The organism is Escherichia sp. MOD1-EC6819 (assembly GCF_002965765.1).
GTDB classification, from domain to species: domain Bacteria; phylum Pseudomonadota; class Gammaproteobacteria; order Enterobacterales; family Enterobacteriaceae; genus Escherichia; species Escherichia ruysiae.
In genome coordinates, this window is record NZ_PTRG01000004.1 from 1 (window position 1) to 26,304 (window position 26,304).

Below are 26,304 nucleotides of genomic sequence, written 5' to 3' on the forward strand. Positions count from 1 at the left end.
GTTTATCAGTGCCAAATGTTTTATTCAGTGCGGAATGAACAGTCCATGAGTCTGGTTTATTTGAGTTCCTCAGATAATTTGTCCTCTGTCCTTCAATCAATAAGCCATCGCGCTCAAATCGCGGTTCGTCAACTTCAGCAAGCTTGAGTTGGCCGGACTTATTAATATACGTTGCTGTTGAAGCACGTTTAAACTTAACAATCTTGTCGCCTGGCATTGTTATTTCATCGTCACCAATAACAATCTTTTTATAAGATGGCGAAAAACCCGTAATCATATCCAGCGAATCGTTAAACGGTATCCACACATCAGGCAGCGGCGGCACTATATTCGCATAGGGCTCTGCAGTCACTTCCGCTGCGGCTTCTGCGCGGTCTGCCGCCTTTTCAGCTCGTGTCGCTGCCGACAGAGCCTCATCCTTTTTCTGCCCGGCCTTTGTTGCGTCTGCTGCGGCCTCCCGCGCTTTTGTGGTGGCGACTCCGGCATTTTCAGCGGCTGACTCTGCATTACGGCGGGAAGCCTCTTCACTGTCTGCGGAGGCTTCTTCTGACGCACGGGCATTTGTCTCTGAACGTTCTGCCGCTGTTGCTGCGTTTTGTGCGGCTGTTTTTGAAGAAGCTGCCGCTTTCGCGCTGTTACCTGCATTCGTCTCTGATGTTTTCGCCGCGTTCTTCGATGATGCCGCTGCAGTTTCGGATTTCTTTGCCGCCGCTGCGCTCTGAGAGGCGGCTTCAGCGTTGCGTGCCGCTTCTTCCACCATTTCCTCAAAACGACGCAATGCCTCCGGCATGACATCATCTTCCGTCATGGCACCGAGAAAATCATTCAGCGTACCTGGTCTGGAACCTTCATAGACGGTAATGGTTCCGGCATGTGAAGGCGGAAAACCTTCAACCAGCAGGGTGACGCTGTACTGGCCATACTCAACATCCATGCTGTAACGCCCGGCTTCATCCGGATTTTCAGAGGCCACTGTGTTGACCAGTACCGTGGTGCTGTTACGCTTTGCCTTCAGTTGAATAGTGCAGTTCTGTATTGGTTTTCCCGCACCATCTTTCAGCACACCTGAGATTTTTACTGCTGCCATATCCACTCCACAAAAAAGCCCGCCTGAACCGGCGGGCTGTCATAACACTGTGTTACCTGGCTAATCAGAATTTATAACCGACACCAACGATGAAACCGTCAGTGCGCCAGTCGCCACTGCCGGAACCTTCATAAGCAATATCAATGGCCACGGATTCGGTCGGGTTAAACTGCACGCCAGCCCCCCATGCCAGAGACGTGTCGCTGTGGCGACCGTCATCACTTCCGGTCAGCACATCGTGCGTTTTCCCCTTGTTGTCAGTTACGCGGATATAATCTCCGGAGAAAGTCGAAACACGGCTGTAAGCCATACCCGCCATCGCATACGCGCTGAACCATTCATTCACGCGCACAGACGGCCCCGCCATCACGCTGAACCAGCGGTTACGCACGGAATCTTCATGCCAGCGGATATCGCTGTAATGCGTTTTTTGCTCATCTTTGGCATTGGCATAACTGAATGACGTCACCAGCCCCAGCGTGTCCGTAAACTCATAACGGTATTTCACGTTAATCCCGTTCAGATCATCGCTGCCGGGAACGTTCGTCGAGGCATGAAGATACCCCGCGCTCAGCGTGGACTGATGTTCAGACGCCCATGCAGACGCACCGGATACGGCCAGACAAATGGCTACGGACAAAATGGCGGCATAAAGTTTACGCATAATTACCTCTCGCTTTTCTGCAATAAAAAAGGCGTCATTTCTGACGCCCGTTATGGGTTATAAAATTCAGCTGATACTGATGCCTGCGGTGGCTTTCTTCATCACCACAACCAGCAAATCGCTGATACTTGCTGTGGGATACCAGTCATTTACCAGCCATGCTGACACCGAAAACTCCAGCGTCATGTGGCCGTGACCAGCTGGCATATCAATAACGCCACTGTAAATCAGCGTATTATCCAGCGCGGTACGGTTATAAATTTCAGCACCGTTTTTCCGCACTATCAGACGGCATGAGGAGTAAATATCAGTATGCTCTCTCTCATGTTTAGCACCGCTGAATGCCACCGCCGGAATAACAATCTGCCGGTCAAACGGCTGATCGTCATAAATCCTGACGGTAATGGTCCCTGATGGCCACCGCTCCGGTGCCCGGGAGTCCCGCGGGAAAGCCTTACCCACTGTTTTGACAATATCGCCTTCAATCTGGTTGGCTGACAGTTTCCCTTTAATCTGACAGTTCTCATTTATCGTAACGTTGTTGAGCGTCCCGGCGTTCGCATTCACACTGCCACTGATATCCGCATTTTTCGCCGTCAGTCGCCCGTCCGGTGTCAGGGAAAATGCCGGAGGATTACCGCCGCTGGTAATGGTGGGAGCCGTCAGATATTTCAGGAACACGTCATTCATGAATATCTGATCGCCCTGACCAACAAACATCGGCTTTGTGTTGCCATTCGCAGGATTAATCATCGCAATCCTGTCTGCCGCCAGCAGCACCTGACTCTGCATGCCGTCGGGGGTGTTCTCAATACCGGCACCGATACCCGCAATATAAAGGCGTCCGTCCTGCATCTGCTGCAGCTTCACTGCCCACATGCTGTTCAGGTTATTATTTGTATCAACCTGAACCTTCTGTATCTGCTGGATCGCTGCACTCTGGTCTTCCAGTTTCTTATTGACGGTCTGTGTTATTTCATTGCTGACATCCGTTATGGACGTCCTGATTTCAGTCAGGTCAGGCGCAAGCTGACCGTTATCAATCTGCGTCCACAGCTCCTGAGCCAGATGGGTTTTCCCTATCTTGCCTTTGAAAAAATCCAGATAGCCGGATGCATCATCACTCGGCTGACCAACAGCCTCCACGAATGCCGATTTGCCAACGGTGTTCACACTGCGAACGTAAAAATAATAATCATGGCCCGGTTTGATATTGATACTGGCGGCTATCCAGTACAGCGCCGTACCAAGATAACGCGCGCTGGTTTCAACCTGCCTGATATCAGCAATCCGTTTTTCCGAGAACCAGAACTCAAACTGTACCGTCGGATCATAAACCGCAAGATGCGGCGTGGCGGTTATCTGAAAATAGCCCGGCGTCAGCTCAATCCGCGACGGCGCTGCCGGTGCGGCAATCCGGAACGATACCGACGCCGGATCGCCCTGCTGCCCCCACGCATTTACTGCCCGGACTGTCAGCCTGTAGTTCCCCAGAGCCAGTTGTGTGAAGCGGTAAGTGGTTTCCGTCGTCCGGGCCGTGCTGACCAGCCGCTCACTGCCGTCATCCGCTGCCACGGTCAGGCGAAGCAGGAAGCTCACGCCCTTCACCACCTTCGGTGTGTCCCATCGCGCCAGCACCTGATATTCCCCGCTGTCTGCAGTGACTTCTGCGGTCAGGTGCTGCACTGCTGGCGGCGTGACACCATTCACCGTGCCGCTCTGGTCACCGTCAAAGTGCGCCCCGTTATCCACGATGGCTTCTTTCTCCGGTACATGCTGCACGGCAGTGATGGCATACGTACCGTCATCGTTCTCACGGATACTCACACAGCGGAACAGACGCTGGCGCAGCGTCGGCAGCTTCAGCCCCCATACGCTGTATTCAGCAACACCGTCAGGAACACGGCTCACTTTTACCTTCACGCCGTCGGTGACGGACTGAACCTCCACGCTGACCGGATTGCCACTTCCGTCAACCAGGCTTATCAGCGTGGTACCGGAGGATGGCAGCGTGATTTCACGGTCGAGCGTCAGCGTCCGGGTCTGGCTGTTCACCGCCAGCACGCGACCACCGATGCTGATACCGGCATAGTCATCATCACAGATTTCAATGACATCGCCCGGTACATGGCGAAGCCCTTCTGCGCCCACGCTGAAGTCCACGGTCTGCGTTTCCAGCAGTTCCGTTTTAATCAGCCACAGCCCGGCGCGGTGCGCCTGCCCCCGGCTGGTACAGCCAAAAGCATCCATCTTCGTGACGTTACGACCGTAACGGGCAATGGCCTGCGTGTCCTCCACAAGCTCTGTTGCCGTTTCCCAGCCGTTATCCGGGTCAATCCAGTTCACTTCAACGGCATTATGGCGGTCCTTCAGGGCGCTGAAGCTGTAGCGGAACGGCGCGCCATCATCCGGCATCACCACATTACTGCGGTTATAGGTCCACACCTTATCCGACGGTCGGTCCTGCACGAACGTCAGCGTCTGCCCGTTCCATACCGGCATACAGCGCATCGCCGAGCAGAAATCACTGAGCACATCCCACGCCTTGCGCTGTGTGGTCAGGTACGCATTACAGGTGATGCGCGGCTCCGTGCCGCCAAAGCCGTCCGGCACTGACTGGTCGCAGTACTGGCCGATGACATACAGCGCCCATTTATCCACATCCGCCGCACCAAGACGTTTCCCCATGCCGTAGCGCGGATGGGTCAGCATATCCCACAGACACCAGGCCATGTTGTTGCTGTATGCTGGTTTTAACGTTCCGTCCCAGATACCGCTGTATTGTCGCGTCTGCGGGTTATAGTTCGACGGCACCTGCAGAATGCGCCCGCGAAGATGATAATTACGACTCACCTGCTGGCTGCCGAACTGCTCCGAGTCCACCTGTACGCCGACCAGTGCCGTGTTCGGGTAGCACTGTTTCACATCGATGATTTCGGTGTATGACGACCAGAGCGTTTTGTTCTGCAGCTGGTCTGTAGTGCTGTCCGGCGTCATCCTGCGCATCCGGATACTGAACGGGCGCGGCGGCAGGTTACCCACCACCACCGAGGCCAGATACTGTGAGGTGGTTTTGCCCTTAATGGTGATGTCTTTTTCCGTCACCCAGCCACCGTTACGTTGTATCTGAACCAGCAGGCGGACTTCCGACGGATTCCGGTCACCCTTTGAGGTGGTTTCCACCAGTGCCTGCACACCAAAGGTAAAGCGCAGACGGTCGATATTTGCAGACGTGATGGTGCGGGTTATCGGCGTGTCGTATTTCACTTCCGTACCCAGCACCGTCTCGGAGCCGGAGGATTCAAAACCCTCCGGCGGTGTCTGCTCCTGCTCACCTGCCCGGAACACCACCGTGACACCGGCGATGTTGGTATTCCCTTCGCTATCCAGCACCGGCGTACTGTTCAGCAGCACGCTTTTTAATCCATCCACCGGACCTTCAATCGGCCCTTCGCTGATGGCATCGATCACACTCAGTAACTGCGTGGATTTCAGGTTGTCCTTCGCTTCGCGCGGGGTATGCCCCTTACTGCTGCCTTTACCCATTCCTAACGCTCCATAAACGACAAAACCGCCCGGAGGCGGTTTCACATAAAATATTTTGCATCAGCGACCAATCACCACAACCTGACCACCGTCCCCTTCGTCTGCCGTGCTGATCTCCTGAGAAACAACACGTGACCCCACACGCATTTCACCGTACAGAACCGGTAACGGATTACCCTGGGCAATCATATTATCCAGCGAAGAAAAATAGGTATTCTGCTTGCCGTTATCCGTTGTCTGTGTACGGGGGGTTTTGGGTTTAGGAGCCAGCATCTGTGCAACACCGCCAAGCGTCATACTGGCACCGAGAGAAAACAGCAGATTACTCGCCATTATTCCTACCCCCGGCATCCATATAGCAACCGCCATAACAGCAGCTCCCAGCACTGCCTGAAACACACCGCCACTTTTGGCTCCTGCCAGACGCGGCACGATGTGGATCACTGCTCCATTCGCCAGCGGTTCATTAAGACGAGCTGATAATTCGTTTTCGCCTGCATCACGCCCGGCAATGCGCACCTGATACCAGCCGTCGCTCAGTTTCTGACGAAACGCCGGAAACTGCATAGCCAGCGCCCGGATGGCTTCGGCTCCCGTTTTCACACGCAGATCGATGCGGCGACCAAATCGTTGTAAATCCCCGTAAAGGCAGATGCGTGCCATGCCCGGTGACGCCAGAGGGAGTGTGTGCGTCGCTGCCATTTGTCGGTATACCTCTCTCGTTTGCTCAGTTGTTCAGGAATATGGTGCAGCAGCTCGCCGTCACCACAGTAAATGGCGGCATGATTCGGCACCGATGAACCAAAACAGCACAACAGCACATCGCCCGGTTGTGCTGATGACAACGGCACCTGATACAGCCCCGTGGCCTCCAGATTATCCAGATAGAGATTCTGACCGTTACGCCACCAGTCATCCCCGCGATGAAAATCCGGCATCTCAATCCCCGCCAGATGATAAGCATCCCGGAACAGCGTGTAACAATCCGTCACCCCGTGCTCAAAGCGCCGCCCGGTGAGATGCGGCACACAGCGGAACTTATGAATCGTCCCCCGGCAGACCAGCCACCACGGCAAATCACTCTGCACCTGCAGCCGCCGGTCGGCCTCACTCAGCCAGGGCAGACCACCGGGGTGGCTGTGGACCAGCGCCACAATCTCACCCTGCATTTCTGCCTGCAGCCAGTCTTCCGGCGACAGCCTGAAATACGCCTCCGGCTTACCGGAGATATTCACACAGGGAAAATATCTTTCCCCTTCCGGCGTTCTCACCACGAAGCCGCACGACTCCGCTGGCGCACATCGCCGGGCGTGCGCCAGAATCGCTGATTCTGTCTCTGTCATGGGTTTACTGCGAAAGTTTGTTAATGGAAAGGAAGCCGCCAAAGTTGCCGACGTTATTGCGGAACTTACATCCGCTCAGGCATTTGCTGCATTTATCCTTCGTGATATCGGACGTTGGCTGGTCATATTCATCCGCGACCGCCGGACCGTGATAACCGCACTCATCGCCGCGATAGGTCCAGGTGCAGGTGTTGGCCAGCATGATACGTCCCGGAAAAACAGCGCCGTCCGTTTCCGTCGACGTGGCCAGTACAAAGGAGGCACTGACCGCGCTCAGTTCGCTGCACTGCTCGATGCGCCAGTGGCTGATCACCTCCTGCTCCGGATCGGCGTCGCTGTTTCCGTTGACGAAGTTCACCGCATCCAGAAAACGGGCGTAAACCTTACGCCTGACCACCGTTCCGCCGACCAGACTCTGCAGGTCTTCCGCCATCCCGGTGACCATGCCGTGCAGGTTAGAAACCGTCAGTGTCGGACGGGCAGCACTGCCCTTGCCGTTCAGTTCAAATCCCGTCCCCTGAATGGGATATGCCTGATACTGCCGCCCCTGCCAGGTAACCGGCTCACCTCTTTCATTCTGCTCATTGCAGAAAAAGTAGCGATCCCCGCCTACCTCTGTCAGGTCGATTTCCCAGAGCACCACGCTGGCCGACTGCTCCGCCCGAATGCATTCATTCAGTGTTTCCTGTTGTATGTCCTGCATCAGATCACCACTTCGTCAAACTGACACGAAAAATCGGTATAGGTGATATGTTCTGTCGCTGACCACGTTCGACACACCACTCTGATTTTTCTGTTAATACCCGGCGGGCGCCAAAAAAAAGATTTATAGCCTTCATGCCGGGCTAAAAATTTTTCAAATGAATCACGTTCATTCGCCTCAACTTTGAAATCACAGGTAAAAACGCGCAGAGAATGATTAAGTCCATTTGGACTTCGTTGCTCATAACCATCGCCAAGTCTTACAATTTTTATCGATGGTTTATTTTCTGTTTTCATTCCATCCTCTGGTAACCAGTGAAATTCTTCCGTATTAGCCACTTAACATTCCCCCATCACGTCGCATATTTAACAGAGTGCCCTGCACCCGCTGATCAACCATCCCCATAAGTGCTTTTATTGCCTGAGGGCCAACCTCTCCATTCTGGCCGTCATTTTGAATAGTGATTTGGTATACAGGGGCATAGGTAATATCTCCGCCTCCATTACCACTTTTACTATTAATAGCTCTGACACCAAGAGAACCATCGGAAGTTCGTGTTAATGGCATAATGGCTTCCGGTCCAGCCTCACCAAAAACACCCGCCCCTTTTGCAAAAGCAAAAAATTGCGGGGAATCATAAATACCGTTCGAATACGTGCTCAATGACGGAGACTCATAAACACCGCCCTTTGCATTCGGAATAAATTTACTAATAGCACTCCCGATAGTTCCTAAAATCCCCCCAGAAGAACTGTTACTAATGCTGTCGAAAATCCCAGTAATTGAAGCCTTTAATGCTATTCGACTAAGATCCGAAATCACGGAAGTAGCGAAAGAACGAAAATTTGCCTTGCCTGTCGTGACAAAATCACCCAGCGCATCGGTCATCCCATCAAACATCTGAGTCGTGGTTGATTTTATCTGCTCACTGATATCCTTAGTGTCATCCAGCCAGTTATTGAATCCCTGGGAGGCACCACTAACCCAGTCTCCTGCCTGAATATCGACCTGCTCGTTTTTCTGTCTGACAATTTCTTTTTCTCGTTCCAGAGCATCATTCAGAGCCTGCATTTTCTCCTGAAAAACATGATCTGACATTCCACGGGATTTATCTGCATAGTCACGTTCAAGTTGCAGACGCTGGTTGTTATATTCACGTTCAATCCGCAGTAATTCCTGCTGACGTTGCTGATTTTTATCGCCAAGCCCATAACCAGCAATCTGAATATCATACCCCTGCTGACGATTATCAATCGAAGCCTGCAATGAATCACGCCATGCGGCTATTTCGGTTGATTCCTTGATTAGCCTGTTATTTTTTTCAATCGCAACATTTTTCTCCATCAACGCGGTTATTTCTTCCCGGTGTAAGAGAAGCGATTTCTGATCCTGGGTTAATTTCGATGACGGTCGTGACTCCAGGTCGGCAATCTGCTGACGCCACTTAACCAGTTCCTGTTCAGAGGAACTTAATTTAACGGTCAATTCAGCTTGTGAACTTAGTAACGCATTCTGTTGATTCAGATGATCAATCATTCGTTGGGCAGCATCATCCGAATAACCTTTCGCCTTTGGTAGCTTTGGATCTTTATAACGCTCATTTATTTGAGCGACAAGATTATTATATTCTTCCTTTGAATACTGACTCTTTAGCTTTTCCAGTTTTGCAAGTTCACTGGCTCTCTGCTGCTCCCGGGTCTGATATTGTTTTGAAAAGGCATCTGCTTTCTGTCTGAGTTCAATTCCTTCCTGTTGTCGCTTGTTGTAATCGGTTATTGATGAATTTAGTACGTCCTGAGCAATTTTTTCTGCTTGAAGTACGCCCAATTGCTGCTTTAATCGTGCCAGCCTTTTATTTTGAGCGCCGCCATCCCCAATGCCACCTAACCCGAAAGCTCCGGGTCGGGTATTTTTTTCTATTTCATCAATTTGATGGAGAACATCTGAGATTTTTTGATCAAGGGAGGCATCACGACCAATATCCAGCATGGAATCCCATGCCCATTTTGCGGACTCAGCGACAGCTTTCCATGCAGTCTCAAGATAACCAAGATTTTCTTTAATCTGGTTGGTGCGCTGGATCATTGAGGATGAGTATGCTTCTGTCGCAATGCGGGCGGCCTCCTGCTGGTTCCCTTCATCCTGTAGCGCCTTAATCTGGTTATAAGTCGCAATTGTCAGAAAATGGTACTGATCATTAAGTTTTGATATGGCACTGACAGGATCCTTTGCAATTTCATTGAAGTCATTAACCAGTTGTTCGGTTGATATTCCTGTTACTTCGCTCGTTTTTACTATCGCTGTCGTCACTTGCTCCAGCGAACTGCTCGCTACCTTTCCCGAACGCACAAGCTGGTTTAATACTGCCGCCGCAGCGCCAGTTGTCGAATCAGCCGCATTCCCGGCACGTTGAGCTATATCGGCCAATTGCCCGCTGGTTGTCCCCAACTGATTTCCGGTAAGAATAAGAGATTTATTAAATTCGTCCTGCTCCTGAGAGCCTTTATAGTAAGCCAGCCCTAAGACGCCAACGGCTGCTGCGGCCAGGGTAAAAGGATTAATTAATCCCAGCACATAAGAACCAACACCTTTGATCGCCGGGCCAATCCCACCGAACATATCTTTTAGCTGGCCGCCCTGCTGCATTAACACCATAAAAGGCGACTGACCAGTGGACAACCCAACAACAATATCCGTCATTTGTGCAGGCAACATGCGCATAGCAAAAGCCGTTTGTTTTGCCGACATTCCGGTTTTGCTTAATTGAGATTGAGTAACCTCAAGCTCACTCCGCATAGCACGAAGTTTTCCAGAAAGTTCCTCATACATTTCAGGAGAGAGCATCCCCTTAGCTTTTGCTTCATTGAGCTGTTTCTGTTGTTCTACCAGACGATTAAAAGCAGTTCCGACAGGGTCAAGTTGAGCAATCAGACGTTGCAAAGCAGCAACCTGTTCATCATGCGCTTTTGCTGCTTCTCGCTCTGCCTGAGCCTCTCCGGTAAGCTCTCGCCGTGTTTCCTGTATTTTTCGGCTATAATTCTCAAACTGAGAACCATTTATTTTCCCGGATGCAAACGCAGCATTAAGTTCATCCTGCTGTTGTTCAAGATTTCTTAGCGCCGCAACCAGAGGGTCGATCTTGTCCAGCATTCTTTGAAAGGCCTGAGCCTGCGATTCCTGCTGGGCGGCAGCAAGTTTTCCGGCCTTCTCGGCTTCTCTCTGCGCTTGCGCAACCCCGCTCAATTCCTCTGTGGTTTCATTAAGTTTACGGACAAGAAATTCATATTCTTCTTTATCAATAAGCCCTTTATCGAAAAATTTCTTTAATTCAGAATAGCGTCGACCGACAGTATCAATTGCGGCACCAACTGGATCAATAGCTGCTTTTAATTTTGCGAGCGCGTTCTTCTCATCTTCTGTTGCCTTAGTCACTTTCCCTGCGCTATTTGCAGCAGTTTCCCCGGCCTGCGTCATTTTGACTAATGAGGAGGTCAGATTGTCAGCATTATTTTTTGCTCCAGTGCTATCAATAATTATTGCGAGACGCGAGGTTTGCTCTGCCATTTATTAAAACTCCAGACAACAAAAAGCCCACCGAAGTGGGTTTCAGGCGACATAATAGTAGATATAGCGATTACGAGGCCACGCAATGCTTTTCTCCAGGAGCATCATCGATTTAATTAAAGACACCATCACATCTCTGTAACAGAGTGTACGTAATTAACAACTACACACACTGCTCCTGAAAATACTGGTCATCCAGTGCAAAGATCACTGCTTCAAACTCATCGCGCTCAATCAATACCGGATGAGTGGCTAAATATTCATTTATCTCTGTCAGAGATATAGGCAAAGGCACCCCGGTCATTCCAGCATAACGTCGGGCACGGGATATTACCGAATAGGCGTACAACAATTCCTTAAGCACCGGGTCTATTTCTGGTTCCGGTATCGGTGGCAACCTGAGTTTTTCTCGCTTCCATCTTGCCTTTTCCCCCCTTTCTCCCCCGAACTCCGATAACCACCGCTGGGCGGCTATGGCTTTTTTATCGTATCCTGCTTCTGCAGCTCTTTACCCTGGGCGATGCTGGCTGCTTCTGCAAGGATCTGCCAGTACAACTCTGGATTCTGCTTAAGCAGCGCGATCCCTCGTTCTGGCGTATATTCCAGTGCAACCTCAGCACCATTAACCAGTTCACCAACCCCTTTCCAGTCTTTCAGCAGATAACGAGCAGCATTATCAATGAGTAAATCATCAACAGAATCTACCTCGGAAACCTTTGAAATATCAAACTCCTTCGTTCCGACGTGCAAACTGGCATCCATTTTCTCAATGTGACGACGGATTAATGCATTACGGGAGCGATACTGATCGTTATCGCTGCTTGCCACCAACAGTTTTAACCCGTCTACAGGTTTTAAGTCCTTCATTGGCGTAAACCAGCGTTCTCCACCGATGATAATTTTCTGATTAAGAATAAACATCCATAACCTCATTCAATGCGTCCCCCTGTAGTGCAGTACCACAGGGGGAATAACGGAAAATCAACTAATCGCATCAGCACTGGCTTTTGCGATCACGGCAGTCGGGGAGCATTTTTTTCTGGTTATCGTAGGTGCTTCATCTGCTGCGGTAATGCTCAATTGAACCTGGATAATGTCAGTATTACCCCCATCAGGCCATTCACCTGACACCTGAACCTTCGGGAAACTGAAAGTGTATGCCCCCTCTCCATTCGAAAGCGTGAAGCTGAACGGAACTGTTTCTCCAGTCAGTGTTTTACTCCAGATTTCCCACGCGGCTTTAGACCATGAAAGCGTCACCGTACCGGACGGTGTAAAAGTAGTCGGAATATTTGCTCCTGCATAAGGCGAGCCAGTCCCGATACAACGCTGTGTCTGGAGTTTGTTATCGAACTGAATATCAAAACTGTCGATACAAAAACCGTTACCTCCGGCAACACCATTCAGGCTTACTGCTGAAACCTCCTTAAACGAATAGCGTAACTTTCCTGCACTATCCACAGGTTCGCCTTTGATAAAATTCGTATCATCGGCCTTTGATTCCCAGCCCAGCCCGGCAAAGGTTACGGTCGCTGTAATATCGCCGTCGTTAGGGATCTGCATTTTCCATGAGCCAACCTGCGCTCCTCTGACGACAGAGGCAATTCCGACATCGGACGCATAGGTCGCCAGAGAAAATGTTATTCGCTCATTCCCCATTGTCAGAGAATCGCCTGACCATTCCGCGCCGAAACAGGATGCAAGAAAATCATCATGTTGACCCCAGCGAAATTTGGTACCAACATCACCGCCGACATCCACAGTGCCAGGCGTCGCCCCCTGAGCCATCCGGGAGCCACCAATCTCATTATTTTCGCCTTTATTCTGGGTGGGTTTTACTCCCCAGCTTGTGCGTTTTAATAAACTCCAGTCACCACTTGCTGGCGTAGTGCCTGCAACTGTCTCCCGGATAAATGCCGAGATAACCTTTGCACCTGAACTCACAGGAGCCTCCTATGTCATTAATTGCGCTAGAGCGCGCGATATGGAATTTGAAGATTAAGCTGGAACCAGCCATTCTTTTCGCCGACGGCTATTGAGGAAACAGCCTGGTAACTGAGACGATCGTCATCCTGAAACTCAAACAGTTCCCGCAATTTATCGGCTGTCTCAGTAATGAGTTTTGAACCAGAACCTGCGGGGACAAATAACTGAATAATGATTATCCCCGTGCGATAAACAACCGGCCCCGCGCCAATTTCATTAACTCCAGCCTGCCCGGGAATATTACTTAACCGCGCCCAGATTAACTTACCGGAAGGATCGAACGTTGGCGCGTTCGGATACAATACGTCTTTTCCATCAATAATCGTCTGTGCCGTCATTCTGGAAATAACCGTATTTCTGATTTCAGTAAACGTCATTTGTAAGCCTGTAAAACACCATGAAAAGCGTTGGCATACACGCCAGTTGGCGCTTGTTGTGAATGACCGTTTTCAAGAGCCTCTGCATAAGGAAGGTTATTCTGGATATAAATAACTCCGTAATTTGCAGCTTTCGAAATAACCCCGATCCCACGCTGAACAGCAATCGTACCGTTCGGATCCACGTTATCAGATATACCAAAATCGGGATGCTGTAACGACACCAGGTTGTTATTTCTGAAACGTCCGGTATCAACCGGAGCAGCAATATCAATAGCAGTAAGAATCTGAATAGCGATGTAGCGAATCTTCAGCCCTACATCTTCCTCAATCATCCCGGCAAATATTGACGGTTCTATATCCCATGCCTTTGCCATTTACGCTCTCCTTAACTGGATAGAGTAAACTGATGCGGAAGGATCTACACTTGCTGTAATTACCTCGTATCGTTGTAACTGCCTTGATACAGGATCATAAATCTCAATAATATGGTCGACAGCTGGTTTATCCGTAACCTCGCATACCAGAGCGGTTAATTTAAGGTCACCATGCAAAATATTAATCCCATCAATTCTGCCCAGCTTATAACGTGTCAACACGCCTCGCCCGGTATAGATTTCGGTGGATTCGCCGCCAGTTTCCGTCACAGGATCCCAGTGCCGGTGCGTAACGTAAGAACCAGAAAAATCACTCACGGCGTCCGCTAAATCCTCATCAAAAGCAGCGGCAACCTCTGACTGAATCTCTTCACGAAGCCCCATTATCCCCCCCTCACAACCCTGACTTGTGAGCGACTAAGTCCGTACGGTTTCAGCAGTGCTATCGCAAGCTGTAAATCGGGTTCAAGCAATGCAGTGCTGTTTGCTGGCAACTCAGAAAATGATTTCGATACACTGACCCCGTCAGCCGACACGGCTTTACTGATAACAACGCCAGAATCATTTTTCTGCTGAAACAACTTACCGAATGAGGCAATTCTGGCTGCATATGCTCCCGCAAGTTTTACCTCTTCCGGAATACGGGATGGGTTAATTTTCAGGTTGAAGCCATTAAGCCAGGCATTAGCCATTAAAACAGCTTTATTTTTAGCGTTCTCACTCGTCCAGGCGTTCCCAAACGCATTATCAACGTCATCACAGGTCACGTAAGTGATCATGTGTTACTCCTGAGTTTTCCAGCCCATAGCCTTCCAGTTGTCAACTTCATCAGGATGAACATTAGCGATAGTTGGTGCGCCGGGAAACATCTGATAATCGGTCACCATAACCACTAACTCAATTTGCGTTTTTTGTGCGGCTTCACGCTGTGCTCTTTGCTCTTTAGTTAATCCGGCCATATGCCCCCCATTAAAAATGGGGCCGAAGCCCCGTTTGAATGTTTAACCAAGAATCAGACAACCATGTGCCGGCTTCACTGATGAAACACCCCATGCCAGTCCAACTTCATAGCGCACCTGGCGATACTGACGATACAGTGCAATCTGGAACGTAATCCCTGAAATCGGGTCCGTAACATTCATTACATCATCAGCATTATCGCCACCTTCCGGCATTGCCGGAGTACGGGATGCCAGCAGAAACGCGTTGCGATCAAACGCCATATTTGCAGTAAAGGAGCCAACAACTGTGATTGCAGTATCATCGGCCAGATCCTGACGCAGTCCGGGCGCTGCAAGAGTAATCAGATTGCTGGTCGCTGCTGCCACAACATACTGATTCGGATCGCCAGCGAACGTAACAATCTGACCTGCAGAAATACTCCCCGAACCAGTATCAATGGAAATAAGAACATCGCCTTCTTTTTTCTCGCCATTCACGAGATAACCAGTTGCAGCAACCTTTGGCGCTCGTTTTACACCTGCCGAACTGTGAATATTGAATCCCTCCAGACGCCCCAACACGCCCTCACGCAGTAGCTGTTCAGTGCCGGATTCATTCACTTTAAACAGTACAGACTGTTTTCCGCGCAAATTAGCAATGGCAGTGGAGCCAAGCACCATCTGCAGATCGGTTGTCGGTGCGCCGTTATCCTCCAGAACCTGACGAGCCAGAGCAGCATCAGAAAGATCATCTTTAACACCAAACGGCGTTGTCCCTGCGGTTCCCACGGCGCGGGAAGCACCGAAATACAACGCACCAAGATCAGCCTCAACCTCGTTTGCAAGGGCGCGAAAAGCCTGCTTGAACTGATCAGCCAGAATGGTGTTGTAAGTCCCTGAAGGGCCAAGAGCCAGTTGTTCTTCACCATTCCATTTAACCGGTGCCATTTTGGATTTAGTAATTTTCACATCAACAGTGCCAATATTTTGATCACCGGTATTCGGAGCTGACGGCCCCGGTACGATATCTTCGGTTTTCGCCTCAGGCGCAACTGGCGCGGTTACCGTCTGATCTTTTGCTGCGGCGTCAGCTTTTGCGTTTTTTGCTACCGCAGGGATAAAACCTACCTGCTCACGGGATACAATATCCAGGGCGGTATAAATAGTCGGGATCAACCCGGTCAGGGTATTTCCAGCCATAATTAAATATTCCTTAAAAATTTGCGTAATTGTGAATAGATGGAGTAATGAGCTATCCAGCCCTGACACCAGCTCCCATCCGGAAGCTGACAAATGTGTTAATCAACAATTGTGATACCGTCTTTCAATGCGTTTTGCTTACCTGCAACATCCAGTGCATCAAAAGCAGAGCGTTTCATCGTTTTCTGACCAACATCATGCTGTGTCGGACGGGAGCCGCCGCCATTGTTGCCACTGGCTTTCAGGATGTAGTCTTTCTGAGGGTAATTTTCGACGAGGAACTCCAGCGCCTCATCAAACTGCGCCAGTTCGCCAGGCTTCGCGCGGGAATAAATTTTGTTGCCGGAAGCGTCATAAGCAACGATCTTCCCTTCTTCCACTTTGAATGCCTGCCCGAAGCGGGCTTGTAATAAATCTGCCGGGATCGCAATTTTATCGGCAATATATTTTGAACCCGCAAAACTACCGCCAATCATAGAATCGTAAAGCTGCGTCTCCAGCATCTGAGAGCGTTGCTTTTCTTCATCTAATTGCTGCTGAAAATTTTTCGTAATTTCTGCCTTAACCTGGTCAACCTGTCCCGCATCGATCAGCTTTTTCTGGTCGATTTTTGACAGCATTTCCAGTGCCTCGATCGCCTTCTTCGGGTCTTCGATAGCGGCAAACTTAGCCAGTTTTTCCTCTGCAGCTTCTTTAGCCAGGCGATGATTTTTTGCCTCGCCATTAAGCTCTGTAATTTTTTTTATCGCCAGCGGTGCATCGAAGCCGATTTCTTTACCATCGTCGTGCACATAAACTGGCAGGCCAGCAGTATCAATTTCTGCGTATTGTTTTCCGTTAATCTCGACCGTTTTCAGTTTCATATTAGTACCTGGTTTAAGTCTTCCGACAGTTACGCTGCTCACCATCCGGATCGCAGCAATAAAAAAGGCCACCCGAAGGTAGCCTGTTGTAATAAATGATTTATTTAAATCCCTGCTTTTCTGAATACCTGTGCATCACGCTCACGGAGTTGCTTCAGCGTCAGCCATTCGCCTTTATCGGTGTAAAATTCATCTGGCGACATACCGCCATCCCGAATCAGCTTTGCCCGGGTTTCCCCCACAATCTGTTTTTGTCTGGTGTAAGGCTGACGCAAAAACCATTCCCTGTAGGTTGTATCTCCGGCCACCACGCCATCCATGCTGGCCCGCTCAGCCGGGGAAATATCACGAACATCAATACCCAGTTCCTTCGCTGATTTCAGAATGAACGTTTCCGTTGAGCGGCAGCAGAAATGAATTTTTCCCGGCCCATGCAAATAAGGCACACTGTGACCTACAGGTTTATTATCCAGCGTATATTTGAGGCGATCCCTGATTCGACATTGTGGCGTAGTACGATTATCAAGCGTTGATAACCATTGCTTACCCTTAATCAAATCATTATTCGCGCTGGCAAAACTCTCACGGGCAGTAGCAGCAAGATGTCCAACCGCTGTTTTTGCAATGCTGGCCGCATTAGCCCGGCTCATCTGCAATGCACCATCCTGAAATCCCTTGCTGACATGTCCCCGAATTTTTCTTGCGATCTGCTCATTGGTATCCCCCAGCAAAAAACCCTGACGCACCGTATTTGTTATGCGTCTGAGCCGATCCGCCTCAAGATCCAAGGCCCACTCACTGAGCAGTCGTCCCTGGAATGGTCGCGCCATTGCAGCGGCGTAAAGTGCATCAGAAGATATACCAACCAGAGGGTGAACATCAGCAACAAAATCAGGTAGCAGAGAATCAAACAGACTTAACTGATAACCAGCCTCATAAATTGCCAGCTCGTTCAGCTCTCCGGAGAGACTGGTAAACATGCTGTTAATAGCAGCGCGGTTAACCTCTCTGACACTCGCCAGAAGTGACTCCAGGCGCGTAACGGTAAAACTACCAGGATCGAGGCTGTCCAGTGCTACCAGCAGGCGAGCTGTAAGCTCCGCATCGCTGTCATTCAGTATTTTCACCATTCTGGCAGCCACACCAGTGCTATAGCGGGATATCCAGACTGCATGAGCAATTGATTCATCACGCAGCCGTTCATTCACGGTTTGCATCATTGATTTCCATCAGCATTACACTCTGATTTTTTAATTCATCGATCACTTCCTCTGGACGGGAATCCTGATCGATAAATTTCAACGCCTGCAACACCCGAACCGCATCAATCTGACGTATATCACCGCCCTGACGCAATGACTGAACAGCCAGCGCGGAGGATGAGTCAAACACCTGGGCAGATACATCCAGTTCAGTGCGCACATCCACATTGCCACCGCAACTCTCTCCGCTCCATTCCGCCATTATCTGGAGAATATTATCGAGGGCATCTTCGAGGGAGTTCGCCATTGTATAAAGCGGCGAGTGTTCCTGCATCCGCTCTTCATTAGTCTGATCAACAGATTTGGTGGATGTATTTTCAGCCCGCAGAAGTTTAGCGCCGGCATGACGCATCTGATTTTCCAGCTTCTCAAGTGATGTTTCGCCAGATTCTATCGCTGCGCCACTATGTTCAACATATTCGAGGCCATTTTTTGTTCTGTCCTCAAAAATCGTAGCGGTGGATGCACCAACCGTCAGTTCTTCATTCCTGTCCAGCCCGTAGGCCACCAGCAATGGAACGCGGGCAACATGAAGAATATTGTCCTGCTCGCTCTGGCTTTGCCAGTGCTTGATATTCAGCAAGCCAAGATTAAGCAATGGCGGTGTACCACGCATAAACCCTGTTTTCTTCGTATACAGTGTTACCAGAGGAATATCATCACGGCTGGTATTCCATGACTCATGAAGCATCCAGACAGATTCGCCATTAGTACCTTCGCTGCGTCGATAAATTTCTACTCGACGGGGCATAATATGGCGGATCTGCTCCACCTTCTTCTGCCCGAAATCATCACCATCAATAATGATGACCTCTTTTATACGCAAATCAGTGAGAACAACTTTCCCTTTTTCAACTTTCGATTTCCATCCAATAACCTGGCGTGGATTCAGCATCGTAACGTACGGGCGACCACCGGCCGCGTTTTCATCGGCTTTTGTCCGAATCTCGTTCATATCCGTTCGTGGATAGTCCACCAGCGCATGTGCCACACCATACTGAAATGCGAGACTGAAAAATTGCTGCGCCCACACATCCAGTCGGCTCCCCTCCATGTCGATATTTTCTGCATATTCCCTGATTTTTTCCGGCGTTTCCTCACTCAATACTGTCGGCTCTGCAAATATTCGCCCAATATTTTGTTTGATGCTTTCTTCATACACAGGAAGTAGCGTAGCCACAGACAGGCGTTTTTTATAAGCGTCTTCATCTTCATTAGGCCATTTGGGGAGATAATTTTCCCCCTGCCTGCGCATTTCAAGCGTACCGCCCATCAGTGCGTCGTTAATATCCCACGCCTCCAGCATATCGTTATAGTCGAGGTTGGGTGTTGATATATCAGCCATAATTAAATCCGAAGTGATGTGACTCTTCCGGTCGGTTTGACAATAGGGAATTGCTTAACGATGAAATAACCTCCGGCATCATTCGGGTGATCATTGCCAGATTTTTTATCAGGCTCCCCCTTATCATCCCAGACCTGTTGCTCCAGAGATTCGGCATATACCGGACAACGCTTCACATTAACTTTATAGCGACGCTCACCATTGGCATTGCAGAACATTGCATTCATTGAGTTAACGCGATCTTTTACTGGCGGGTTCGAGCTGTTCACCACAACGTTAAAACCTGCCTGCTTAAGCTGGGCTATATCCGTCGTACTTGCGTTACTTGATTTTCTGGAATCTCCGGAAGCATCTGGATAAATATAAATCTCCCTCACTTTCCGGTAATCATGCCCGTCATACGGCCAGAAGCGTTCTTTAATGATGCGGATCATATCCGGCGTATCGTAGGCATTGATGATTTCAGTTACCGCACATGGAAGCCCCAAACGCAGCACATGGACGATTCCCGCCATCTTTCCAACGTTAAAATCCATCCCAATATAAATCGGCTCCCCTGGCTGCTCCACTTCTTCGCAATTATTCAGTTTCCGGTCAAACTGATGGTAAACAGTACCACTTGTCAGGTTAGTAAACTGTCCTCGCAGATAGGCTTTAATCAGCTCTGGAGGGTATGATTCAAGAAGCGAAGGAATGTAATCTGCTGGCAGGTTCTTTTCATTATCGAAAGTAGATGCCTGCACCAGACCATACAGTGAGGCCAGCTCTGTTTTTTCACGCACGGCTTTAACAAACTGCTCGTAGACAAATTTGAATCCTTCCGGCGTGGTTGTAACGTCAATACCGTTGCGAAGTCCATCAATCTTATAACGCATACGCGCAATTATCTTGCGCCACGCCGTTCTGGCTTTTTCCTTCGGCAAAATGTCCAGTTCATCCACCAACGCATTACCAATTTTGAAACCGACGATCGTTTGTGGCTTCTCCATCGATCTGCAGATAGTGGTTCCCCGATACTGGCGTCCGTAATAAAAGTGAACCTCTTTATTTCCCTCATTAATTTTTACGTTCAATCCCCAGTCAGCAGCAACTTCTTCCACTGTAGGGTAAAAAATATCGCGAATTTGGGGATACGTTGGCGCAAAATATCCCTGATTTATACCTGGATGCTCCCAAATCCCCTTGCATATGCCGCCACACCCAACCCATGTTTTGCCCGAGCCAAAACCAGCAATATAGGCTTTAAATTTATGGGGCATTGAAAGAAATCGCGCCTGAGGCACATTAAGCGTCGGAGAGATCATCTTCATCACTCCTTACTCTGGCATCAACCACATTAATATTGATCGCCACAGGCTGGGGATGTTCATTATCTTCCACCGTTTCGATCTCTTTGCGCAGCTTCTGGTTTTCCATTCTGCGCCGTTCAATTTCCAGTTCCTGTAGCCGCTTATCTGCACATAAAGCCCCGCCAGCAGAAAGCAAACGCAACAATTCACGCCGGGCGGCAGCCTTATCCTCCAGCAGGATCTCAACGCCGAATTTTCCGAATTTTGCCCCTGCATATAATTGCCGCGCATCCCCATCAAGCAGAGTGGTATCAGCCATATAAAGCTGTCCCGTTCCCTCACCGCAGCACTTCGGGCAGTCCGGATTGGGTATGGCGTTATCAACAAAGCCGAGGCCTCCATATTCCGGTTCGGGTTTGCCATCTCTGGAAGCCTGCGCCGCTGCCTTGTCGAATTCTGCTATATCGCGCCACTGGTAGAGATGATTCTCGCCCCAGCAATAACGGCAGTTAACACGGCGAAATTGTGCAAGCTGATTGGGGTCGGCCAGGACAATGGCCATCAACTGACTCACTAGTAAATCCAGGTCTGCGGTATAGCGTTTCTGGTACTGATTGCGGAAGTAGCTGATAGCGCGAAAAACCCTGGCATTTCTAAGCATACGACTGGCGTTGCTGTTAGCTGTCGCACCTTGCCCCTCATAACCGGCTAGTCGGTACGCCTCTGTCGGCTTTTTACCCTGAGCAACAAGCATCGCAAACTTAGCCTGCTGGTCAGAAATGCCGAATTCATCGGGACAGAACGAAAATTCCTCCGCGTCGCCCTCATTCAGGCCCGCATCGAATACTGGCTTTTTTTCCTGAGATTTTTCGTTCCGCTTTTGTGCAGTCTGCGTAGATTTTTTCTGCGCACTTTTTTGCGCAGTTTTGCGCATTTCTGTCTGCGCATTTTTCGGAGTTTTTTTGATGTAACGACGGGCTGTTGCGTAATTCAGTCCCCTTGCTTCACACCATGCCACCGGAGATATACCGGAGCGGGTGTATTCAGCAATATACTCCTGCTGCAACGCCCCCCAGTCCGGTCTGCTCATCAGTTAGTCCTGATTTTTATCCACCCTGAGTAGTTCGCGCAGAGCAAAGGCATCCCCTTTTCTGGCAAGCTTAAACAATGCCGCTCGTAACTCGGCTTCACCTTTCGCTCTGCCCTTACGGATGGCCGCATAAAAATCTGTCATTGCTTCCCGATTTTCTTTCAGTCGGTTCAGATCAACATCCAGAACGTCAGCGATTTGTTGTGCAGTCATCCGGCACGCTGCCAGAGACTCGACTTTCGAATACGGAATCATTTGTCACCCCCATTGATATGCAGGGTGTCTTCTTCCTGTATTTTTCGTGAAGGATTTTTACTGCAGCGTTGTTCCAGGTGACCTGATGGTGAATGCGTTTATGGCTGGCACCCATCAGTGAAATTTTTACGCACGACGGCGCATACATGACGGAGTAAAAACTTTTAACGTAGGTTCCGGAATCCAGATACAGCTCGGTCATTCCGCCGCTGTTTTTCTGCGTCTGTTTCTGCCCTAACTGGACAGCACCGATCGTCATAAACAATTCACCACAGCGACCGAGATTCGTGTACGTATTCACATCCTCGTTAATGCGCCCCATGAATGAGAACGGTCGATCAACCGAACAGATAAAGCTGTTCATTGCCTTGCGTTTCACCCACGAAGCATGGCCGCCATTGTCACCAAGAAAATCCCCGCCCTGCGACATAGCGATGGAAAGAGCAGGTATTGATTCGTAGTACGCCAGCATTTCAGAAAGGATCGCATCCAGTTTCCTTATCGGAAAATAGGCCTGGTCATAGTTGCGATCCACCCGAAACTGGAACTCGTGATAATCATCATCGAGCTGAATGAAGTATTTACACCCGACCAGTTTTGCCAAGTCGAAACAGGCATTACGGGCGTAAAAAATTGAGCGGCGGTCACAGAAATTATCGGCTTCGTCAAAACGACTGGCGATATCGGCTTTGGAAAACACCAGCACCTGTTCACCAAATTCAGCCATGTACTGATGCCGTGTCTTATCTTCATCATCAACAACGATAAAAATTTTCCCGGTATAGCCAGCACGACGCAACGTCCGGTAAGTCAGAACTTTGTCCGGTCGCCCGTGAGTCAGAATAAAGGCGCAAAAATCATCACGCATATTCCTCCTCCTCACCACCATGCATGATCTCCACCATGCGCTGCGTCATCCGGACAAATCCATTTTCAATAGCCTGCTGATAATCAATGATCACCAGCGCCGACTCCTCGAAAAAACACTGAATTTCAGCGGGGGCGTGAGCGTAATAGTCCGCAATTCTGCTGAAATTAAACACCGTGTGACGTTCTGCCGCACACAGGAGGAATTTCTCAATATCAGGCTCAAGGGAAGCCAAACGTATCCGGCTGATCAGCTCCTGCGTTTTCGTATCGTCGTACAGTTCACTGATATCCGGTTTACCGCCCGACGGCTCATAAACAGGCGTATCAATTTTCGTCGTATACGGCTCCTCCTCATTTCCTGTACCGGGCAAAACATCCGTCAACAGTTCATCAATTTCTGTCGGGATGAAGCCTGTCAGGGAGACATCAAAATCAGCATTGATTAGGTCCGACAGCTCCATCCGCAACAGATCTTCATCCCAGCCAGCATTCATCGGCAGGCGATTATCTGCCAGGCGGTACGCCTTTTTCTGCTCATCCGTCAGGCCAGACAGAACAATGACCGGAACAGAATCCATTTTGAGCATTTCAGCCGCCATAACACGACCGTGACCCGCAATAATTTCGCCCTTTTCGTCAATCAGCACCGGATTAGTCCAGCCGAATTGCTTAATACTTTCTACCAGTTGTGCCACCTGCTCAGGGCTGTGCGTCCTGGCGTTGTGCGCATACGGTGACAATTCTTGTAATGGGCGATAGACTATCTTTAATTTCTCGCTCATACATCCTTGCTTTATGAATAAAACGCACCCCAGCAGCCAGTGCTACTGGGGGCGGAGGTGTTGCTGGTAAAGTTAGGTATTGGATCAATGAGTGAGTCAACATAATATTAAACTCACAATTATAAATCAGCCATATATTAGGAGCGCCAAAAAAAACCTGAAAACAATATAATAACAGGATAAATTTCAAGGCGACCAAGAATCATAGCTATGCACATTAAATATTTTGCAATGTCATTAAGCACTCCGAATGACGATGCAGTAGCCCCAAAACCTAATCCCATATTATTAATACATGCAGCCACTGTTGCAAATGATGTAAGAAAATCATATCCCATACCATTTAACACCAGTATAAAAAACACCGTGAAGAGAGTATAAAGAAAAAAGAAACTCCATACAGACCTCATTACACGATCTGTAACTATCTTCCCTCCTACATTTACACTCAACAACGCTCTGGGATGAGAAAGCTGATTTATCTCGTGTTTGCTTTGTTTGAAAAGTATAAGAAATCGAAGTGACTTAATTCCACCACAAGTTGAACCTATACATCCCCCAAAGAAACTTGACAACAGCAAAAACACTATCGTGTGCGTGGGCCAGCTTGCATAATCCTGCGTAGCTAAACCATTATCAGTGAGCATGGAGCTGGCAAGAAAAAACGAATGAATAAAACTTCCATGCAAGTCATACATACCTATATGCCAGACCTGGAAAGAGGTAACAATGATCACCCCTAAGGCTATTAACAGAAAGAAACGAAGTTCAATATCTCTGATTAAAGGTTTTATCGTTTTCCTGCTAATAACAATATACCAAAGAGTGAAGTTGAAAGCCGATAGCAGGGAAAAAGAACCAGCCACCAGCTCAACCAAATAGTTATTAAAATATCCGATACTCTCGCTATGAGTTGAGAAACCACCAAGCGAAACTGTGGAAATCCCGTGACAAATAGCATCAAACAAAGGCATTCCTGCAAGTCTATAACAGACAATACAAGCAATACCTAATAAAGAATAAGTTATCCACAGTGTCCGTGACGTATCGGCCAGGCGGGGAGTGAGTTTGTCATCCTTAAATGGCCCCGGCATTTCTGACTGATAAAGCTTTGCACCACCAATACCCAATAATGGCAATACAGCAACCGCCAGAACAATAACTCCTAAACCACCTATAAAATTTAACTGTGACCGATAGTACAAATATGCCCGAGGTAATGAACTAACATCATCAATTACAGTTGCTCCTGTTGTTGTTATTCCAGAAACCCCTTCAAACAGAGCATCAATGAACGTTAAATTAAGTTCTGAGTCAATCCATAAAGGGAATGCACTAATAACAGAAAACAAAATCCAAAACATTACAATTATAATAAACCCATCACGGGTACGTAATTGAATGCCAGATTTCTTAGTTGTATACCACGCTCCGCCACCAATGCAAAAAAATATAACGAAAGTTATAAAGAAAACGAATAGGCTTTTTTCTTTATAAAACAATGCTACAACCATTGGTGGCAACATTGAAAGACTATAGAGCCAAACCAGGAACCCACACATATGAGTAACAACTCTTACATGAGATGTATTCATATCTAAATATTCTTTCAATTATAACCACCTTGCTGCAATATTATGATTATACTGTATAAAATTTAACTCCTCTTAGATCTTACTTCACTGTTCCTTATGAAACAATCATCAAAATGAATCATATTGTAGTTAAGATTTTACTTTAAACACTGTTCGGTTATGTATTGCTGAGCACCTTCAAGTTGGGCCTGCATCATTACCAGTCGTTCCCGGAGGGTGAAATAATCCCGTTCAGCGGTGTCTGCCAGTCGGGGGGAGGCTGCATTATCCACGCCGGAGGCGGTGGTGGCTTCACGCACTGACTGACAGACTGCTTTGATGTGCAACCGACGACGACCAGCGGCAACATCATCACGCAGAGCATCATTTTCAGCTTTCGCATCAGCTAACTCCTTCGTGTATTTTGCATCGAGCGCAGCAACATCACGCTGACGCATCTGCATGTCAGTAATTGCCGCGTTCGCCAGCTTCAGTTCTCTGGCATTTTTGTCGCGCTGCTCTTTGTAGGCGGTGGCGTTATCACGGTAATGATTAACAGCCCATGACAGGCAGACGATGATGCAGATAACCAGAGCATAAATAATCGCGGCGACTCTGCTCACTGATCTATCCCCCAACAGGCTAATGCGCTTTCCTGGTCACGACGAATAACCTGTCCATAGCAGTTATTTGAACGTATGCGGCAATCGCGCCCACCATCTTTTATCCACCAGCGAATCGCCTCGCATGCACCCTTACGATCACCGGCATTCAGCCGCTTATAAAACGTCGACGGGAAACACTTACCGGGGCCAATGTTATAGGGACAAAATGACGCTATACCCGCTTTCTGTGGTTCGGTCAGTGGTACTTTAATATTGCGCTCCACCCATGCCAGCGCCTTATCACGTTCAATAGCGTTAACCTGGTCGCATTTTTCCTTCGACAGCCTCATTCCCGGTATGACGGGCTTACCATCCACCATTGTGGCACCACGACAGATGGTCCATATACCGGAACCATCGCGGTATGCCGTTGTGTGGTTACCTTCTTTTTCATCCAGAAACTGGTCGAGAATATCAGGCGCAGGCGCACCGACGGCAATCAGTGCCAGAACGGCAGCCGACAGGCCGTATCTGATTTTTGCGTTCATGGATATTTATCAGGATTTATCGGTTTCTGAACC

Annotated in this window: 27 protein-coding genes and 1 pseudogene; all 28 read right to left on the bottom strand. The window is 49.0% G+C overall.

Annotated features, from left to right (window positions below; translation table 11 throughout):
- Nucleotides 1–1,087: prophage tail fiber N-terminal domain-containing protein (locus tag A7Z06_RS05895; RefSeq protein WP_198599652.1), on the bottom strand; the 1,087-nt coding region annotated here is incomplete at its 3' end.
- 64 nt (nucleotides 1,088–1,151) lie between these two features.
- The gene (locus A7Z06_RS05900) at nucleotides 1,152–1,751 is read right to left on the bottom strand and encodes an Ail/Lom family outer membrane beta-barrel protein (protein WP_001230559.1); all 600 of its coding nucleotides are present in this window, start codon (nucleotides 1,749–1,751) and stop codon (nucleotides 1,152–1,154) included.
- Nucleotides 1,752–1,817: 66 nt separating this feature from the next.
- Entirely contained in the window at nucleotides 1,818–5,297 is a 3,480-nt protein-coding gene (gene gpJ / locus A7Z06_RS05905) for a phage attachment tail tip protein J (protein ID WP_097436460.1), read from the bottom strand.
- 60 nt (nucleotides 5,298–5,357) lie between these two features.
- Nucleotides 5,358–5,960, bottom strand: coding sequence for a tail assembly protein (locus A7Z06_RS05910; RefSeq protein WP_050496112.1), 603 nt, complete (start codon nucleotides 5,958–5,960; stop codon nucleotides 5,358–5,360).
- The gene (locus A7Z06_RS05915; protein ID WP_001530237.1) at nucleotides 5,897–6,640 is read right to left on the bottom strand and encodes a C40 family peptidase; all 744 of its coding nucleotides are present in this window, start codon (nucleotides 6,638–6,640) and stop codon (nucleotides 5,897–5,899) included. The genes A7Z06_RS05910 and A7Z06_RS05915 overlap by 64 nt, the downstream gene beginning before the upstream one ends.
- A gap of 4 nt (nucleotides 6,641–6,644) precedes the next feature.
- Nucleotides 6,645–7,343: a phage minor tail protein L gene (locus A7Z06_RS05920; RefSeq protein ID WP_029305657.1), complete on the bottom strand. Its 699-nt coding sequence runs from the start codon at nucleotides 7,341–7,343 to the stop codon at nucleotides 6,645–6,647.
- Nucleotides 7,343–7,681: a phage tail protein gene (locus tag A7Z06_RS05925; RefSeq protein ID WP_029305658.1), complete on the bottom strand. Its 339-nt coding sequence runs from the start codon at nucleotides 7,679–7,681 to the stop codon at nucleotides 7,343–7,345. The genes A7Z06_RS05920 and A7Z06_RS05925 overlap by 1 nt, the downstream gene beginning before the upstream one ends.
- Nucleotides 7,674–10,907 carry a phage tail tape measure protein gene (locus A7Z06_RS05930; RefSeq protein ID WP_000840628.1) on the bottom strand — a complete coding sequence of 1,078 codons (3,234 nt, stop codon included), beginning with the start codon at nucleotides 10,905–10,907 and terminating at the stop codon, nucleotides 7,674–7,676. The genes A7Z06_RS05925 and A7Z06_RS05930 overlap by 8 nt, the downstream gene beginning before the upstream one ends.
- A gap of 163 nt (nucleotides 10,908–11,070) precedes the next feature.
- Nucleotides 11,071–11,196: a hypothetical protein gene (locus A7Z06_RS22390; RefSeq protein WP_260840962.1), complete on the bottom strand. Its 126-nt coding sequence runs from the start codon at nucleotides 11,194–11,196 to the stop codon at nucleotides 11,071–11,073.
- 182 nt (nucleotides 11,197–11,378) lie between these two features.
- Entirely contained in the window at nucleotides 11,379–11,738 is a 360-nt protein-coding gene (ydaY, locus tag A7Z06_RS05940) for a protein YdaY (protein ID WP_123000852.1), read from the bottom strand.
- Between the two features lie 150 nt (nucleotides 11,739–11,888).
- Complete coding sequence (locus A7Z06_RS05945; RefSeq protein WP_016232665.1) at nucleotides 11,889–12,851, bottom strand: phage tail tube protein; 963 nt, start codon at nucleotides 12,849–12,851, stop codon at nucleotides 11,889–11,891.
- A gap of 26 nt (nucleotides 12,852–12,877) precedes the next feature.
- On the bottom strand, nucleotides 12,878–13,270 hold the full coding sequence (locus A7Z06_RS05950; protein WP_000144681.1) for a phage tail terminator-like protein: 393 nt from the start codon (nucleotides 13,268–13,270) through the stop codon (nucleotides 12,878–12,880).
- Nucleotides 13,267–13,647 (bottom strand): hypothetical protein, encoded by a 381-nt coding sequence (locus tag A7Z06_RS05955; RefSeq protein WP_001029815.1) that lies wholly within the window; start codon nucleotides 13,645–13,647, stop codon nucleotides 13,267–13,269. Before A7Z06_RS05955 ends, A7Z06_RS05950 begins: the two co-directional genes overlap by 4 nt.
- A complete protein-coding gene (locus A7Z06_RS05960) occupies nucleotides 13,648–14,031 on the bottom strand; it encodes a hypothetical protein (protein ID WP_000524262.1) in 384 nt (127 codons plus the stop codon).
- Nucleotides 14,031–14,426 (bottom strand): hypothetical protein, encoded by a 396-nt coding sequence (locus A7Z06_RS05965; RefSeq protein ID WP_000634214.1) that lies wholly within the window; start codon nucleotides 14,424–14,426, stop codon nucleotides 14,031–14,033. Before A7Z06_RS05965 ends, A7Z06_RS05960 begins: the two co-directional genes overlap by 1 nt.
- Nucleotides 14,427–14,429: 3 nt before the next feature.
- Nucleotides 14,430–14,606: a hypothetical protein gene (locus A7Z06_RS21860; protein ID WP_000908084.1), complete on the bottom strand. Its 177-nt coding sequence runs from the start codon at nucleotides 14,604–14,606 to the stop codon at nucleotides 14,430–14,432.
- Nucleotides 14,607–14,648: 42 nt separating this feature from the next.
- A complete protein-coding gene (locus tag A7Z06_RS05970; protein ID WP_000918483.1) occupies nucleotides 14,649–15,788 on the bottom strand; it encodes a P22 phage major capsid protein family protein in 1,140 nt (379 codons plus the stop codon).
- Nucleotides 15,789–15,886: 98 nt separating this feature from the next.
- Nucleotides 15,887–16,651, bottom strand: a complete 765-nt coding sequence (locus tag A7Z06_RS05975; RefSeq protein ID WP_000770038.1) for a DUF6651 domain-containing protein — start codon at nucleotides 16,649–16,651, stop codon at nucleotides 15,887–15,889.
- A gap of 104 nt (nucleotides 16,652–16,755) precedes the next feature.
- Nucleotides 16,756–17,868 carry a phage minor head protein gene (locus A7Z06_RS05980; protein WP_001317036.1) on the bottom strand — a complete coding sequence of 371 codons (1,113 nt, stop codon included), beginning with the start codon at nucleotides 17,866–17,868 and terminating at the stop codon, nucleotides 16,756–16,758.
- A complete protein-coding gene (locus tag A7Z06_RS05985) occupies nucleotides 17,852–19,258 on the bottom strand; it encodes a DUF4055 domain-containing protein (RefSeq protein ID WP_000763709.1) in 1,407 nt (468 codons plus the stop codon). Before A7Z06_RS05985 ends, A7Z06_RS05980 begins: the two co-directional genes overlap by 17 nt.
- A 2-nt stretch (nucleotides 19,259–19,260) precedes the next feature.
- Nucleotides 19,261–20,562, bottom strand: coding sequence for a terminase large subunit domain-containing protein (locus tag A7Z06_RS05990; RefSeq protein ID WP_000625350.1), 1,302 nt, complete (start codon nucleotides 20,560–20,562; stop codon nucleotides 19,261–19,263).
- Nucleotides 20,543–21,637, bottom strand: a complete 1,095-nt coding sequence (locus A7Z06_RS05995; RefSeq protein ID WP_000089451.1) for a terminase small subunit — start codon at nucleotides 21,635–21,637, stop codon at nucleotides 20,543–20,545. Before A7Z06_RS05995 ends, A7Z06_RS05990 begins: the two co-directional genes overlap by 20 nt.
- A gap of 3 nt (nucleotides 21,638–21,640) precedes the next feature.
- Nucleotides 21,641–21,850, bottom strand: coding sequence for a hypothetical protein (locus tag A7Z06_RS06000; RefSeq protein ID WP_000126788.1), 210 nt, complete (start codon nucleotides 21,848–21,850; stop codon nucleotides 21,641–21,643).
- A complete protein-coding gene (locus A7Z06_RS06005; RefSeq protein ID WP_001204028.1) occupies nucleotides 21,828–22,760 on the bottom strand; it encodes a GREB1-related protein in 933 nt (310 codons plus the stop codon). Before A7Z06_RS06005 ends, A7Z06_RS06000 begins: the two co-directional genes overlap by 23 nt.
- Nucleotides 22,761–23,286: 526 nt before the next feature.
- Nucleotides 23,287–23,544: pseudogene (locus A7Z06_RS22395) on the bottom strand (ParB/Srx family N-terminal domain-containing protein); the annotation flags it as partial.
- A gap of 137 nt (nucleotides 23,545–23,681) precedes the next feature.
- Entirely contained in the window at nucleotides 23,682–25,139 is a 1,458-nt protein-coding gene (trkG, locus tag A7Z06_RS06020; protein WP_024165216.1) for a Trk system potassium transporter TrkG, read from the bottom strand.
- A 137-nt stretch (nucleotides 25,140–25,276) separates the two neighbouring features.
- Nucleotides 25,277–25,741, bottom strand: coding sequence for a lysis protein (locus A7Z06_RS22400; protein WP_000091919.1), 465 nt, complete (start codon nucleotides 25,739–25,741; stop codon nucleotides 25,277–25,279).
- A complete protein-coding gene (locus A7Z06_RS06035) occupies nucleotides 25,738–26,271 on the bottom strand; it encodes a lysozyme (RefSeq protein WP_000992105.1) in 534 nt (177 codons plus the stop codon). Before A7Z06_RS06035 ends, A7Z06_RS22400 begins: the two co-directional genes overlap by 4 nt.
- Nucleotides 26,272–26,304: the final 33 nt, after the last annotated feature.

Coding starts and splice junctions, on each gene's coding strand:
- A7Z06_RS05900 (WP_001230559.1), bottom strand. CDS start 1,751: ATGCGTAAACTTTATGCCGCCATTTTGTCCGTAGCCATTTGTCTGGCC.
- gpJ (WP_097436460.1), bottom strand. CDS start 5,297: ATGGGTAAAGGCAGCAGTAAGGGGCATACCCCGCGCGAAGCGAAGGAC.
- A7Z06_RS05910 (WP_050496112.1), bottom strand. CDS start 5,960: ATGGCACGCATCTGCCTTTACGGGGATTTACAACGATTTGGTCGCCGC.
- A7Z06_RS05915 (WP_001530237.1), bottom strand. CDS start 6,640: ATGACAGAGACAGAATCAGCGATTCTGGCGCACGCCCGGCGATGTGCG.
- A7Z06_RS05920 (WP_029305657.1), bottom strand. CDS start 7,343: ATGCAGGACATACAACAGGAAACACTGAATGAATGCATTCGGGCGGAG.
- A7Z06_RS05930 (WP_000840628.1), bottom strand. CDS start 10,907: ATGGCAGAGCAAACCTCGCGTCTCGCAATAATTATTGATAGCACTGGA.
- A7Z06_RS05950 (WP_000144681.1), bottom strand. CDS start 13,270: ATGACGTTTACTGAAATCAGAAATACGGTTATTTCCAGAATGACGGCA.
- A7Z06_RS05955 (WP_001029815.1), bottom strand. CDS start 13,647: ATGGCAAAGGCATGGGATATAGAACCGTCAATATTTGCCGGGATGATT.
- A7Z06_RS05960 (WP_000524262.1), bottom strand. CDS start 14,031: ATGGGGCTTCGTGAAGAGATTCAGTCAGAGGTTGCCGCTGCTTTTGAT.
- A7Z06_RS05965 (WP_000634214.1), bottom strand. CDS start 14,426: ATGATCACTTACGTGACCTGTGATGACGTTGATAATGCGTTTGGGAAC.
- A7Z06_RS21860 (WP_000908084.1), bottom strand. CDS start 14,606: ATGGCCGGATTAACTAAAGAGCAAAGAGCACAGCGTGAAGCCGCACAA.
- A7Z06_RS05970 (WP_000918483.1), bottom strand. CDS start 15,788: ATGGCTGGAAATACCCTGACCGGGTTGATCCCGACTATTTATACCGCC.
- A7Z06_RS05975 (WP_000770038.1), bottom strand. CDS start 16,651: ATGAAACTGAAAACGGTCGAGATTAACGGAAAACAATACGCAGAAATT.
- A7Z06_RS05980 (WP_001317036.1), bottom strand. CDS start 17,868: ATGCAAACCGTGAATGAACGGCTGCGTGATGAATCAATTGCTCATGCA.
- A7Z06_RS05985 (WP_000763709.1), bottom strand. CDS start 19,258: ATGGCTGATATATCAACACCCAACCTCGACTATAACGATATGCTGGAG.
- A7Z06_RS05990 (WP_000625350.1), bottom strand. CDS start 20,562: ATGATCTCTCCGACGCTTAATGTGCCTCAGGCGCGATTTCTTTCAATG.
- A7Z06_RS05995 (WP_000089451.1), bottom strand. CDS start 21,637: ATGAGCAGACCGGACTGGGGGGCGTTGCAGCAGGAGTATATTGCTGAA.
- A7Z06_RS06000 (WP_000126788.1), bottom strand. CDS start 21,850: ATGACTGCACAACAAATCGCTGACGTTCTGGATGTTGATCTGAACCGA.
- A7Z06_RS06005 (WP_001204028.1), bottom strand. CDS start 22,760: ATGCGTGATGATTTTTGCGCCTTTATTCTGACTCACGGGCGACCGGAC.
- trkG (WP_024165216.1), bottom strand. CDS start 25,139: ATGAATACATCTCATGTAAGAGTTGTTACTCATATGTGTGGGTTCCTG.
- A7Z06_RS06035 (WP_000992105.1), bottom strand. CDS start 26,271: ATGAACGCAAAAATCAGATACGGCCTGTCGGCTGCCGTTCTGGCACTG.